The organism is Roseovarius sp. MS2 (assembly GCF_051447875.1).
Taxonomy (GTDB): domain Bacteria; phylum Pseudomonadota; class Alphaproteobacteria; order Rhodobacterales; family Rhodobacteraceae; genus Roseovarius; species Roseovarius mucosus_A.
On the sequence record NZ_JBKHVF010000005.1, the window covers coordinates 33,207 to 46,129 of the forward strand.

Annotated in this window: 9 protein-coding genes and 1 pseudogene; 1 reads left to right on the top strand and 9 read right to left on the bottom strand. The window is 62.2% G+C overall.

Translation table 11 applies throughout. From position 1 onward, the window contains the following. Window positions 1-73: 73 nt before the first annotated feature. The 7 genes and pseudogenes from ACLGGT_RS21640 to ACLGGT_RS21670 all read right to left on the bottom strand — a co-directional run bounded on the left by ACLGGT_RS21640 (window position 74) and on the right by ACLGGT_RS21670 (window position 10,793). Window positions 74-595 (bottom strand): hypothetical protein, encoded by a 522-nt coding sequence (locus ACLGGT_RS21640; protein WP_437197654.1) that lies wholly within the window; start codon window positions 593-595, stop codon window positions 74-76. A 179-nt stretch (window positions 596-774) separates the two neighbouring features. Further along, window positions 775-1,719 carry a toll/interleukin-1 receptor domain-containing protein gene (locus ACLGGT_RS21645; protein WP_437197656.1) on the bottom strand — a complete coding sequence of 315 codons (945 nt, stop codon included), beginning with the start codon at window positions 1,717-1,719 and terminating at the stop codon, window positions 775-777. Window positions 1,720-1,849: 130 nt separating this feature from the next. Next, entirely contained in the window at window positions 1,850-2,098 is a 249-nt protein-coding gene (locus ACLGGT_RS21650; protein ID WP_437197657.1) for a hypothetical protein, read from the bottom strand. A gap of 394 nt (window positions 2,099-2,492) precedes the next feature. Further along, complete coding sequence (locus ACLGGT_RS21655; protein ID WP_437197658.1) at window positions 2,493-3,815, bottom strand: SbcC/MukB-like Walker B domain-containing protein; 1,323 nt, start codon at window positions 3,813-3,815, stop codon at window positions 2,493-2,495. A 359-nt stretch (window positions 3,816-4,174) separates the two neighbouring features. Next, window positions 4,175-5,008, bottom strand: a pseudogene (locus ACLGGT_RS21660) (DUF2493 domain-containing protein); the annotation flags it as partial. Window positions 5,009-5,378: 370 nt separating this feature from the next. Then, window positions 5,379-6,410, bottom strand: a complete 1,032-nt coding sequence (locus ACLGGT_RS21665; protein WP_437197659.1) for a DUF7146 domain-containing protein — start codon at window positions 6,408-6,410, stop codon at window positions 5,379-5,381. A gap of 3 nt (window positions 6,411-6,413) precedes the next feature. Beyond that, window positions 6,414-10,793 carry a strawberry notch-like NTP hydrolase domain-containing protein gene (locus ACLGGT_RS21670; protein ID WP_437197660.1) on the bottom strand — a complete coding sequence of 1,460 codons (4,380 nt, stop codon included), beginning with the start codon at window positions 10,791-10,793 and terminating at the stop codon, window positions 6,414-6,416. A gap of 176 nt (window positions 10,794-10,969) precedes the next feature. Here ACLGGT_RS21670 and ACLGGT_RS21675 point away from each other — a divergent pair, with 176 nt between their 5' ends. Beyond that, on the top strand, window positions 10,970-11,263 hold the full coding sequence (locus ACLGGT_RS21675) for a hypothetical protein (RefSeq protein WP_437197661.1): 294 nt from the start codon (window positions 10,970-10,972) through the stop codon (window positions 11,261-11,263). 24 nt (window positions 11,264-11,287) lie between these two features. Here the strand turns inward: ACLGGT_RS21675 and ACLGGT_RS21680 are convergent, their stop codons facing one another. Both ACLGGT_RS21680 and ACLGGT_RS21685 read right to left on the bottom strand, forming a co-directional pair. Further along, the gene (locus tag ACLGGT_RS21680) at window positions 11,288-12,310 is read right to left on the bottom strand and encodes a nucleotidyl transferase AbiEii/AbiGii toxin family protein (protein ID WP_437197662.1); all 1,023 of its coding nucleotides are present in this window, start codon (window positions 12,308-12,310) and stop codon (window positions 11,288-11,290) included. Beyond that, a complete protein-coding gene (locus tag ACLGGT_RS21685) occupies window positions 12,303-12,896 on the bottom strand; it encodes an AbiEi antitoxin N-terminal domain-containing protein (protein WP_437197663.1) in 594 nt (197 codons plus the stop codon). Before ACLGGT_RS21685 ends, ACLGGT_RS21680 begins: the two co-directional genes overlap by 8 nt. Window positions 12,897-12,923: the final 27 nt, after the last annotated feature.

A 12,923-nucleotide genomic window follows, 5' to 3' on the forward strand; every position in this document is an offset into this window, starting at 1 on the left:
CGCGCCAGGCACAAAGTTGCCTGGAACACGGCGCAATCCTTGTAGCGTGACCCGCTGGCAAGCCGGTCAGCGATCATACGCCATGCTGATAGATCGGCGGGCGGCTATTGTCCAAGTCCCCTTGGTTCAAGAAAATTCGGTACCCTGTAAGGTGGAAGGCGACATTGCCGAGGTCCTTCGCAATTTCGAGCGTATCCACGTGGATGAAGTGGCGATAAGTAGCGCGGAAGCCATCGCTGGGTGCCGCACGGAAATGAATTCCTTCGGGTCCGATCGTCAGGCATGCATCTTGCTGTGGGTCGTTCATATCAGATAACGAAGATGCCGCGAAATCGGGCTGGATAATCCAGTTGATTCCGAAGGAAACACATTGCTCATCCGCTTCCCATTGGAAAATCCGGTGCCATTTAGCTTCGCCCTCACGCCCGAAATCAGAGTTCAAAAGCAAGACCGTCGGTTTGCTGTGCTCCTGAACTTCCAGTTCGGAAAGCTTTATGCCAAAGATTGGCTGATGACCGTATCTCTTGAGGAGAAACAGGGCACCTTTCGGCTCCTCGCCGAGAACCGCTGATTTGGCGTTCAAAGTGCTTCGCATACGTGTTCCTCTTAAAGAGCGGTCAATCCCAACACCGCCGAATATCGGTTCTGTGACATTCGGGACAATGCACCGCAGTGGTCGGACTGTTTTCACGGCGAGCCTCGCGGCGCTCGTACTCATCAAGAATTTCGACTTCGAAGCGGTGCCCGCAATTGTTGCAACGGAAATGAACACGCTCAGTCATAGCTGATTCCTGCGTTGCTTATGAACTCGTTCCAGAGTACCTCTGCCGCTCGTTCTGGCGTCAACCGCTCGTCAGTGTTGCCAAAGATGTTCATGGTTTGGATCAGGAACTGCTCGTAATCATCGGCCGAAATGTTGAAGCCGCCGTTTGCCGTATTGTCGCCAGCATTTTCGCTAAAGGAGTAGTAAATGTCGCCTAGGGCTACTTGCGCGCTACGACAATGTATCGAGATGTGGGCAGTACCATTTCGGTGTCCGCCGTTGACAACTGTTGCCCCAAAAGAGGTCGCACTTCTTTCAACGAAACGACCACGCAATCCATCGATTGAGTCGATTTCGATGATCGCTCGTCGGAAGTAATCCTTGATGGTGGCGAAGGCAGCATCGCGGAAGTCACCCTTGTCGATATGGTCGAACTGCCGTTTTGCGCGGTAGCGTGACATCGAGGAGCGTATGGCAGACGGCTCTTGGGCTACCTTCGCCGCCGTCGTCGCAGGTACAGCTTCGGCTTCGATGATACGTCGAAGCTCCTGCACGACATTGAGGTAGGCGGTGTTCGGGTTAGCCCATGCACTGATCGCCTTGCCGTCCGTCGGCACAGCCTTTAGTTGGCGCAACTCTCTCATCGCTTTCCAATCGCATTCCTCCACGATGATTGGCACCACACGGGCGGTCCCAGCGGCGTGGCGTTCAAGCGCTCGTCTCATTTCACGTTCAACACAGTAGTCGGATGCGATGAAGTCGGGGCTTACTAGGAGCAGGATAAGGTCGGACGCCTCCAGTTCCAGTTCAATCTCGGGGTCCAGTTCACTGCCAGCCAAGATGTTGCGATCATACCAGGTCTCAATGTGACCTTCTCTCGTAAGGTTCTTAAGGTGGACGTGCAGCCGGTCAAGCGCGGCATTGTCATGGTGGGAATAAGATATGAATGCTCGCATGTGCTCTACTCAAAATATTTTATGTTTGTTCATGGTACACTCTGAACGCTATTGGCGCGCGCAGCGCTGCATAGCGTAGAGCAATTAGACCATGGTGATGGATCCCAAAACCGTTGCTTACTATTTGCAATCAGCGCTTCTTGTTTGACTGGGACAAGACCGAACCGGCAAGTGCTTTCGTCCTTTCAGAGTAGCGACCGCTGCGAAGTACCTTTGAAGCCAAGTCTTCAATTTTTGCACCCGTTTGTCGATTGGTGTTGGACTGAGACAACGCTGAACCAGCAAGCTTGCGGGCGATCTGTGAAGAGCCAGGTTTGAAGAGCGTGTCGGCTGCAAGCGAGGCAACCTTGGTTGAAGTTCCTTTGCGATTAACCGCCATATTTATCTCCATGTGGTAATGTTTTTTCTTTTAGCTTCTAGATGTGATGTTGAACTCAAACGTACACAAGCTGCACGAGAGAAAGTTCTGAACTACAGCCTTGCCTCAAAAAGGTCTGGCGTGTCCTCGTCGCGCCGCCTGCTCATACCTTCGCCAAGATGCAGACACGGGTGTTTTATGCGTGTCAGGCCTCTGTCGCCCTCAAAGTGGGCCCACCCCCCTTTGGGCATGCCCACGCTTACGATCAGCGCACCGCAAATTGGACAGGTCCGCCTGAAGGATGCGCCCTTCCTACTTCCGCGATCGCCCCGAAGCGCCCAACTGCCGCGCACCGAGACTGTTCGCCCGGTCGACAGTCGGCGGGTGTGTTCATTGCGGTAATACCAGCGGTTCGTCATCCCAGTCCCTTTCTTACCTCGACCCGGCTTCCGCTTGTGGTCGATCGTACGTAGAAGCCTTGTGGTATGGCCTCCTGTACCAGTCCGACGTGCGAGATCAGGCCCACTGCCCGGCTGCCCTCTGTCAGTGCAGCAAGAACCTGGATCACTTGGTCCAGCGTGCCCGCCCCATCCTCTGTGTCGAGGCTGCCGAAGCCTTCGTCGATGAAGATGGTGTCCATCCGGATTTTGCCCGACAGGCTCTCGACCACATCGGCTAGCCCAAGCGCAAGGGCTAGTGCCGCGATGAAGGTTTCGCCGCCTGACAACGTGGCTGTCGGGCGCGACTTGCCGGTGTTAATGTCGAAGACCTCGATTTCGAGCCCACGCTTGCCGCGACCACCAGATGCCTCGAGTCCGCGCGTCAGCCGGTAGCGACCACGTGTCATAGGGTCGAGCCGCATATTCGCCGCCTCGAGAACTTGGTCGAACATTGCACCGATCGCGAAGGTCTCGAGTGTCATCTTGAAATCGTTCTTGCCATTGGCTAAATCGGCTAGTCCCCGGAGCGGCCCAGTTTCGGTCTCAAGCCGCTCGGTTTTGGCCAAGGCCTCGGCCAGCGATTCCTTGAACTTGGTAAGGGACGAAACATCTGATCTGGCCGCGGAGAGCGCATCGTTGGCGGTTTTCAATTCCTGGGTAACGTTTTCGAGTGCCTGCTGAAGCGGGGTGAGATCTGGGCGCTCGCGCTCCGCACAGGCGGCCCTTGCGTTCTGCCATGTCGTACGGGCCGCGATTAGGCCCTCACGATGATCGGATACCATCTTACGGTCGGCGTCGAGAGTCGGGAAATGCGCCTTGCAAGCCTCATACCCGGCTTTGTCCAGCCCTACCTCCGCCAGCCGAACGTCAAAATCACCTTGGGCCTTTTCCACGCGCAATGCCTGCGCGTCACGCGCGCGTTTCGCTGCTTCGAGTTGCTCTTGTGCACGTGTCAGCGCCTCGCTGGCCACTCGGTCATTTTCTATTGCCAGTTCCAGCGCCTTGGAGAGTTGGCCCTGCTCGCTTTGCAAAGCCTCCTGCCGTGCGACAACCGCCTCGGGCGTGCGCAGCCCTTCCGGCAAGGCCTCAACCACTGCATCGCGCTTGGCTCGCGCCTCAGCAAGAGTGGTCTCAGCCCGTCCTGCCACAGCGCGCGCTTTAGCCTCGACGGTCTCGACCTCGGTTACTTTCCGCTTCAAATCCGCCAGCTGCTCCGCCATCGCGTCAAGATCGACGGTTTCTCCAAGTGCCGCGAGGGTGCCATCCAGCCGTACAATTTCCGCTTCAAGTTCCGCCAACGTGCGCTCAGGGCGTTCCTGTTCGTCCAGCGTGCGTTTCTTTTCGTCTAGCCGCGCTCGGCAATTGTCGAGTTCGCTTTCCGCCCGAACCCTGGCTTCGGATGAGGTTCTCGCATTTGTCTGGGCGCTACGAAACGCCTCGGTCAAACCAGATTGTTCAGGTGTACCATAGGCCGGAGTGGGATGATCATGGGAACCACAGACAGGGCACGCCGCCCCTTCTGTCAACTTTTCAGCCAGAATGATCGCCTGCGTGCGCGTAAGCCGGGCCTCAGCCTCTACCAAGGCCGCATCGGCGGCAAGCGCCGCTTCGGTTCTTGTCGTCAGTTCGCTCGCTGCCGCTTCGACATCTTGTTGGGCACGGGTAGCACCTCCAGCATCGCGTCGTTGCGCTTGAAGGGCGCGGCCTTGGCGTGCTTGCTCCAGTCGGGCTTGAAGGCCACCTGCGTCACGCCGCGGGCCTCGGCCCATTTGGCGGCGATGAGTTCCGCGCCTTTGGGGCTTCCACCGTGGAGAAGGACCATGTCGGGATACTTGGTCCGGACCTGGTCTAGCTTTCCCCAGATCAGCCGGTGATCGTTGAAGTCGGTCCCGCCGGTGAGGGCTACCTTGGGTCCTGCGGGGAGCATCACCTCGGTCTCCGCGCGGCGCTTGGCGGCCAGGAAGTCGCGGCTGTCGATGAGCGCGGCAGTCATGTGCTGGCGGTTCACCATCGAGCCAGTGCGGGGCCGCCAGGCCGATCCTGTGTGATGGACGAACTCGGTGGCGGCGTGATCGCGCATCATGTCCATGCAGTTGCGCCGTTCGATTAAGGTCAGGCCTTCGGCCGTGAGGCGCTCGAGTTCGACCGATTTCACCTCGGAGCCGTCCTGCTCGCGCTGGAGACGGCGCTGCGCCTGTTCGTTTTCGTCGAGCGACCGCTCGATCCGGGCTGTGGCGCGGTGAAAGAGGTTGACCTGGCCCCAGAGCACCTCTTCGAGGTCGGGTTCCATGCGGGTGTCTTCAAGGCTCGCGACGAGGGCATCGAAGATGTCGGCGACGGCGACCGCAAGGCGCTGCCCATCGGGCATCGGGCGCGGATCGGGCTCATCAAAGGGGCGGTAGCCGTAAAGCTGCAACTCGTCGAGCGCATGGGCGGTCTGGGATGCGGTGTGAGCGGGTTCATACGTGTCGTCGTGAGTGTGGATCGTCATCAGTTTCTTGCCTCCGGGCCTGTCTCATCCGCGCGACAACCCGCGCGGCCTTCATGGGCTGCGAAAGCTGTCACTGGGGACGCCCCCTCACCCCGCCTTCGGGGCCGGAACGCATGTGGAAGAGGGCGGCAGGCAAGCTATTTGTTTCGCGATGCAAAGCGGGGGCTCGTCCCCCGCGGCGGAAATAGCTTGCCTGCCGCCCTTGATGGGGCGTCCCCTTTGACGGCCGCCTGCCCATCTCTTGAAGGCCGCTCGGGTGACGGGTGGATGAGATTTACCCGGGAAGAGGCAAAGGGGACGATCAACACCCGCGATAGGGATACATGACCCTGCCCCCGCTATCCTGGACCGCCCCTTACGGCGATGCTGCTCAGCCTGACAGGCGTTGGCGATCCTCTGGCCCGATCTGCCCTGCCAGATGCTGGCGCAGCGCCTCTTTGCCGTTCGCCCGGAGATCATCGTTGAAATCCCCGAGCCCTGGTTCCAGCACCCGTACGGCTATCCCGGCATCAAGGGCTCTGGCGCTCAACCTCTCTGCCGCGCGTTGCCCGGCCGGATCGCGGTCTATGGCGATGTAAAGGCGCTGCAGCCCCTCCGGCAACTGGACCGCCCCGAGGTGACCCGACGAGAGAGCCGCCCAGACGGGAAGGCCGGAGGCCGCCTCGGAAAGGGACAGCATGGTCTCGATGCCTTCGCCGACCACGAGGATGTCTTCATGCGGGGTCAGCCTGACGGCATTGCCGAGGAGGTGACCCATGGCACGCCGCTGCGTTTTGACCGCCGCCTTGCCCTTGCCGTCATGCGCCAGCCAAGTCCGATGCACACCCTGCAGGGCCCCTGCCCCATCGGTGACCGCAGCGATCAATGCTGGTCGGGGAATGCTCTTGGTCTGGCCGTCATCCCGATGCCAGCACTTCGGGTGGAAGCGAAGGGCACTCATCGTGCCCCCTTGGGAAAGGCCCCGGGAGCGGAGGTAGGTGTCAGCAAGCGTGCCTGCGACTGGCATAGAGGCTGCAAACAATCGCGCCGCTGCCGCTGGCGTGCCACCGGGGGCCTTGGCCTTCTTCGGCACTGGTGCATCCGGGGGGACCGGCTGCGGACGGCCCAAATGCGCCCGGGCCTCGGCCAGAAGTTCGGGAAAGCGCGAGATCCCGGTTCGCTCGCGGATGATGTCGAGGAGATCGCCATGCAGTCCGACAGCCGCGTCCTGCCATTTGCCACGGGCTCCCGGTCCTGATGTGGGTCCAGTCAGCCGCACGAAGAGCGACCGGCCGGGGTTGTTCTGCAAATCGCCGACGATCCAGTAGGACCCTTCCCGCCGTCCGGCGGGAAGGTAGGCGCGACACACGCTCTCTGCGTTCTCCGCCAGAGCGCGGATCACATCTTCAGTCTCGGAATACATGGCTCAGCACCCTCCACGCGCATGTAGTCCTGTCACGGGACAACGTGCAAGCAGACGATCAAGCACTGTGATGCCGCTGGAGTCTGCTGGGCAGAAGAGCCGCAGCTTCCAGGCGATGATCTCCGAGAAGAACCCATCTGCCTTCAGCCGGTCCTTGGCGGCCTCGGTGAAGCCAGAGAGTTCGATGCGGTTGACGCCCATAACGCGGGACCGGTGCAACTCCATCCCCTCGGCCAGCCGCACAACAGTCTTGCCCTCGAGAACGAGAGCATGGACTTGGGCCACCGTGAGTTGCGGCGCGTCGTTGGCCAGCGTGGTCGCGACCCAGGCGGGCGAGACCCGGCGGCCGATAATGCGCTGACCGTCATCGGTCTGCAGCCGGTAGACGCGGGTTTCATCCTGGGGGAGCTGCTTCCAGATCGGCAGCAAGAGGCCCGCCACGATATGCAGGGTGGTTTCCGAGAACTCCGGCACTTCAGCCAGTTCTGCCGTCCAGGCTTCAGTAAAGGCCGCGCGGTCGGCTTCCAGCCAGTGTGTGTCGTCCATGATCTTGACCGGAACCGTGCTCGCCTCCAGCGGGCGGATCAGCCGCAGGCGGGGTTCGATGGTGCCATCGTCCAGCATCAGGCTGGTCGCGGGCACCTGCACGGCAGCCCGGCCCGAGCGGCTGTTGACCAGCAGGCGTGCCTTTGGGTCGTCGAGCCAGTCGAGCGCATCGGCCAGTGACAGCGGCGTGTTGCGCTGCTTTTGCGCGATGCTCAGAAGCTGGGTTTCCGCACCGGAGCCGGGATGGGTGTAGATCACCCGTGCGTCCGTCACCTGAAAGCTTTCGGCGCGCAGCGTCTCGAGCCCGAGGTCGTAGACCCCGGCGGCGATAGCGCCCTCGATCCGTTGGTCGAGGAGTTCCTCGAAGGCCGCGAAGACCACAGCCTGCATGTCGATCGTCAGCGCCAGCAGGCGATTGAGGAAGGTCGTGATCGGCGGCAAGTCATCCTTCAGACCGTTGTCATCAGTCAGGCTGAGGCCGGTCGCATCCTCAAACGCCCCGAGCGAGCAGCCCGCAACATCGCCTCGATAGATGCGGCGGTAGAGTTGACGCAGGGCGTCGCGGGCATAGGGGGACTCCAGATTGTCCTCCGGCCGGAACAGACCCTGCCCGCCGGTCTGGCGCTGGCCGCGCGTTATCGCACCAAGCGTGTCGAGGCGACGCGCGATGGTCGAGAGGAACCGCTTTTCTGCCTTTACATCGGTCGCGACGGGCCGGAACAGCGGCGGCTGCGCCTGATTGGTGCGGTTGGTGCGCCCAAGGCCCTGGATGGCAGCGTCTGCCTTCCAGCCGGGTTCCAGAAGGTAATGAACCCGCAGGCGCTGGTTCCAGGCCCCAAGATCGGCGTGATAGCTACGCCCCGTGCCACCCGCATCCGAGAAGATCAGGATGCGCTTCTGGTCATCCATGAAGGCGGCGGTTTCCGCGAGGTTGGCAGACCCCGCCCGGCTTTCGACGACGAGCCGCGCCAAATGACCCTCGCCCTTGCGCACGATGCGGCGCGAGCGGCCCGTCACTTCCGCCACCAGATCGGTGCCGAAGCGCTGGACGATCTGGTCCAGCGCGCCGGGCACAGGCGGCAGGCTTGCCAGATGCTCGATCAGCGCATCGCGGCGTCGGACGGCCTCGCGGCATTCCACCGGCTGGCCATCGCGCGTGACCGGGCGCGAGGACAGATTGCCCTCGCTGTCAGTGAAGGGCTCGTAGAGCTGCACCGGAAAGGAATGGGCGAGGTAGTCCAAGACATACTCGCGCGGCGTGATGTCGACGCGGATGTCGTTCCACTCCTCGGTCGGGATTTCCGTCAAGCGGCGTTCCATCAGTGCCTCACCCGTCGAGACGATCTGGATGACCGCCGCATGACCCGCAGCCAGATCGGCATCGATGGATGCGATCAGCGTGGGGGTCTTCATCGAGGTGAGCAAATGGCCGAAGAAACGCTGCTTGGCGGACTCGAAAGCGGAACGTGCAGCGGATTTCGCCTGACGGTTCAGTGTGCCGCTCTCGCCAGAAATGTTCGCCGCCTCCAGCGCCGCGGTCAGGTTGTTGTGGATGATGGCGAAGGCCCCGGCATAGGCATCGTAGATGCCGCGCTGCTCCGGGGTCAGCGCGTGTTCCAGCATCTCGTATTCGACGCCGTCATAGGACAGCGAGCGCGCCGTGTAGAGGCCAAGCGACCGCAGATCGCGGGCCAGCACCTCCATCGCGGCAACGCCGCCAGCTTCGATGGCCTCGACGAATTCCGCGCGCGTCGCGAACGGGAAATCCTCCCCGCCCCAGAGGCCGAGGCGCTGCGCATAGGCGAGGTTATGGACCGAGGTCGCCCCCGTGGCCGAAACATAGACCACGCGGGCATTGGGCAACCTGTGCTGCAGGCGCAGACCCGCCCTGCCCTGCTGCGAGGCCATGGTATCGCCCCGCTCGCCTTTGCCCCCGGCAGCATTCGCCATGGCATGGCTTTCGTCGAAGAGGATCACCCCGTCGAAGTCGGCCCCCAGCCAGTCGACGATCTGGTCGACGCGGGATTTCTTGGCGCCGCGTTCTTCCGAGCGCAGCGTCGCATAGGTGGTGAAGAGGATGCCTTCGGTCAGGGAGATGTTGCGGCCCTGGGCAAAGCGCGAGAGCGGCGTGACGAGTAACCGCTCTTGGCCAAGGGCAGACCAGTCGCGCTGAGCGTCCTCGAGGAGCTTGTCGCTCTTCGAGATCCAGAGCGCCTTGCGCCGACCCTGAGCCCAGTTGTCGAGCACAATCCCGGCCGACTGGCGGCCCTTGCCCGCCCCGGTGCCGTCGCCAAGGAAGAAGCCGCGGCGGAAACGGACGGCGTCAGCGGCATCGTCCGGCGCGGCCGAGACCATGTCGCCGGTTTCATCAACAGTCCAAGACCCCGCGAGATACGCGCCATGCGCCTCGCCCGCGTAGATCACGGTCTCAAGCTGCGCGTCGGACAGAAGGCCATCGCGCAGGATGGCGGCTGGAAGCTTGGGCCGGTAGCTGGGTTTCGGAGGAGCGACCGAAGCCATGGCCGCAGATTGCACAAGCTTGGTCGGGTGCGGTTCCGCTCCGGGGATGTCGATCGCCTGCAGGCGGAAGGTCTCATAAATGGCATCCGACAGGCGCGTGCTGGCCCCGTCCTCGGTTGCATCGCGCAGGGTATAGGCGAGGTCTGCGGCCTCGATCTGCGCGGCAGTGTTGGTGGCGGGTGTTGCTGGCGTGGCGCGCGATGTGCTGATGGCTGCGCGCGTGGTGCGGGCAAGATTTCCCGGAAAGGGGAAAGAAGGGCCCTGCCCGGCGGGTGCGACATGCGCCAGTTCGAGGCGCGGGGGGACATGGGCGGTGATCAGCGAGAGCAGGTTGGCGACATCAGGCACTATCGGGCGCGTCAGATCGGCTGTGATGCCGCCCGCCTCGCCACCGCGGCATTTGTCGAAGACCGAAATCCGCGTCTCGAAGCTGGTGCCGTGCTTGGCGAAGGCCGCACCCGACACAGCACCCGTAAAGACCAGATGCGCGGTCTGGGTCAGACACGCGAAGGTTTCCGCCCAGGCGGGCGCATCGGGCGCGAAGCACGCACCGGTGATGGCGACCAACCGTCCGCCGGGGGCCAGACGCGCAAGCGCCGAGCGCAGATGCCGGGCTGTCGCCTCGGTGGTGCGGGCGTCGACATTGGCCACGGCCGAGAATGGCGGGTTCATCAGGATGACGCTCGGGCGCAGATTCGCGTCGAGATGATCGTCGATCTGTGCCGCGTCGAAGCAAGTGACAGGCCGGCCCGGAAACAGGCGACGGAGGAGATCAGCGCGGGTGTCGGCAAGCTCGTTCAGCGCGAGGCTGCCGCCCGCGATTTCTGCGAGGATGGCCAGAAGGCCTGTTCCGGCCGATGGCTCGAGCACCAGATCGCGCGGTGTGATCTGCGCCGCCGCCAGTGCCGCCAGCCCCATGGGCAGGGGCGTCGAGAATTGCTGGAAGCGCTCCATCTCTTCAGACCGCCGCGTATGGGTCGGCAAAAGGCCGGACACCTTGGCAAGGATCGGCAGCAGCGCTGCGGGTGATCCAGCCCGCGCCAACAGCGCGCGGCCAAACTTCCGCAGGAACAAGACCAGCGCTGCCTCGCCCGCCTCGTAGGCCAGTTTCCAGTCCCAGGCACCATCGGCATCCGAGCCGCAAAAGGCGCGCTCCATCTCAACACGCAGGCGCAGCGCGTCTATCTGGAAACCCTGCGCCAGATCAGGCTTCAGCGCCTCGGCCACGCTCAAGATCGCAGCGGCCGTATCGAGGGACGGGATGGGGACAACAGACGCAAGTGCGCGCTCGGTCGCAAAATGGGCGAGATGGGTCATCGGGAAACTCCGGAATAAGGGACAGGGTCAGGCCCGGACACCCTCTTTCGAGCATCCTCAGGCCTGACCTTCCCAGGCCCTCCTCTTCCTCTCAAACCCCATGGTTTCCGCAGGTGGCTTGATTTTGTTCCTGTTATGTTCTACCTTAAGAGCCACGCTAAGAAGGGAGATCCCCGATGGAAAGCACCACTTACGCCCTTCCCGCGACGCCCAAGCAGATCGCCTATGCGCGCGCGCTGGCCCTGCGCAACCAGACGCTTCTGCCGTGGGAGGTTCAGCAAGATCGGCGCTCCTTGAGCGCCTGGATCGACGCACAGGCCAAGCTGAAGCCGGGCACGCAGGACAGCCGCCCGACGTCAAAGCAGATCGCCTTCGCCGAGCGTCTCGCCCGCATCAAGCGCCGCGCCGTGCCAGACGAATGTTTCCGCGACAAGGGGCTGATGTCGAAATGGATCGACGGGAACAAGTGACTCTGGGTCCGATGTCCCTGTCGCCTATTCCGCTTTGAAAGCTGTGTTAACCCTGAATGCAATGTCAGCACACCGCTCCATCAAGACGTCAAATGGCTCTGGTGCCGTGGCAAGCAAACCATCTTCAGTCATCCGGCGATAATCGTCCGCGAGGAGGTCAAAGGCGTCACCACTTGGGACCAGTTGAAGATGTCCAGCAATCGCTGCGTCGTAGTTGACTTTTTCGCCATCGGCGGTCTTTTCAGTGAAGAACATCGTCTTATGACGAGCCACTGCGGCCGCGAGCGCCCGATCTTCGATGGCGGCAGCAGCAATGCCTGCCTCATCGAGCCTGGAAAGGTCGTGCCAGTGGCGCGAGAAGCGATCGCTGCGCAGGCGGTTCTGCAAGCAGAAGACGTGGACCGCTGTCGCCTTCTCCCAGAACGTTCGCTCGGCATGCATGACACGGGGACGCGCCACCGGAAACTCCACGCCTTCAATCGCAGCAGCAGCATCGCAGACAATGTCGCGCGCAGATGCAGGCTCGCCGGTAGAGCGCGCCCCGAATTCCAGCATCACGCTCGGCGAAACATATCCCGTACCTTGAGCGAGGTTGAGATAGTTGATGAACAACTTGTCGCCGTCGAGGCCAAGCTCGGCTTCGATCCCATCCTGCTCGAGGGCTTGCTGCAAGATCGGCTGGACGGTCCCTGCCACCCATTCGGGCAACGCCTGTCGGACACGTTTTGACCAACGCCGCTCTTCGCTGGATGAGACTGGCATGGCGTCCTCACGACCATCCAACAAATCCGGGATCAGCGCGCGGATATCAAAGGTCAGATCCACATCTTCGGAAAACCGGTCAATGACCTGATAGGCCTTCGAGAGCGAGGTGCCACCCTTGAAGACAAGGGTGGCACCGATGGGCGATCCGAATAGCTGCTGGATCGCCCAGACAACCCAGACGTCCTTTTCGAGCAGATGGCTTGGCCGCCCAAGCTGATCGGCTGCGACACCAAGCGCGTCCAGACGGTCGCCAGCGCTGAGGCGGAGGAACGCCTCAGCCATGGACCAGTTTTCCGATCACTCGTGCCAGCCAGGTCGGAAACTGCGGCGCGACAGTGATCAACTCCATCTTCGCTGTGTCCGTGAGCTTGGAACGCAGGATAGGCAGAGCGCCGGTCGCTTGCTCCGGCCCAAGCCAGGCAAGAGCACGCACGACCTGCCCGGAGGTCTTGTTCCCAAGGGTCAATTGCCAGCGCGGCGCGTGGCGTAGCTCGACCACTTGACGGCCAAGGCTGAGTACACGACTTCGACCAGAGGTGAGATAGACCGGCTGAACCGGCACCTGCGTCGTCAGGCCCAGGGCATTCGCAGCAGAAGCGCCGCTTGGGACGATCGTCTCGCCTCGCTGAACAGCCAGCGCTTCAATCGCCTGTTCGGCCGAGGGGCTACGCGGGCCAAAGCGCGTCTGGACCGGACGCATGTAGATCCCGCGTCCGGCCCGGATCAACTCTCCACGCGCGGCCAAGCGCGAGAGGGTCTGATCGACTGCCGCGCGCGAACCGAGGTGCAAAAGCCCCTTCGCTGCCAAGGGCACCCCCTCCGGCAACGTTGTTGCGACTTGCATAATGCTTTCGGTCATGCGCTCCATGATCGCTCCTTTGTCAGAAACATACGC

Bases quoted from the DNA above. Each gene is read 5' to 3' on its own strand.
- ACLGGT_RS21640 (WP_437197654.1), bottom strand. From the start codon at position 595: ATGCGAAGCACTTTGAACGCCAAATCAGCGGTTCTCGGCGAGGAGCCG.
- ACLGGT_RS21645 (WP_437197656.1), bottom strand. From the start codon at position 1,719: ATGCGAGCATTCATATCTTATTCCCACCATGACAATGCCGCGCTTGAC.
- ACLGGT_RS21650 (WP_437197657.1), bottom strand. From the start codon at position 2,098: ATGGCGGTTAATCGCAAAGGAACTTCAACCAAGGTTGCCTCGCTTGCA.
- ACLGGT_RS21665 (WP_437197659.1), bottom strand. From the start codon at position 6,410: ATGTATTCCGAGACTGAAGATGTGATCCGCGCTCTGGCGGAGAACGCA.
- ACLGGT_RS21670 (WP_437197660.1), bottom strand. From the start codon at position 10,793: ATGACCCATCTCGCCCATTTTGCGACCGAGCGCGCACTTGCGTCTGTT.
- ACLGGT_RS21675 (WP_437197661.1), top strand. From the start codon at position 10,970: ATGGAAAGCACCACTTACGCCCTTCCCGCGACGCCCAAGCAGATCGCC.
- ACLGGT_RS21680 (WP_437197662.1), bottom strand. From the start codon at position 12,310: ATGGCTGAGGCGTTCCTCCGCCTCAGCGCTGGCGACCGTCTGGACGCG.
- ACLGGT_RS21685 (WP_437197663.1), bottom strand. From the start codon at position 12,896: ATGGAGCGCATGACCGAAAGCATTATGCAAGTCGCAACAACGTTGCCG.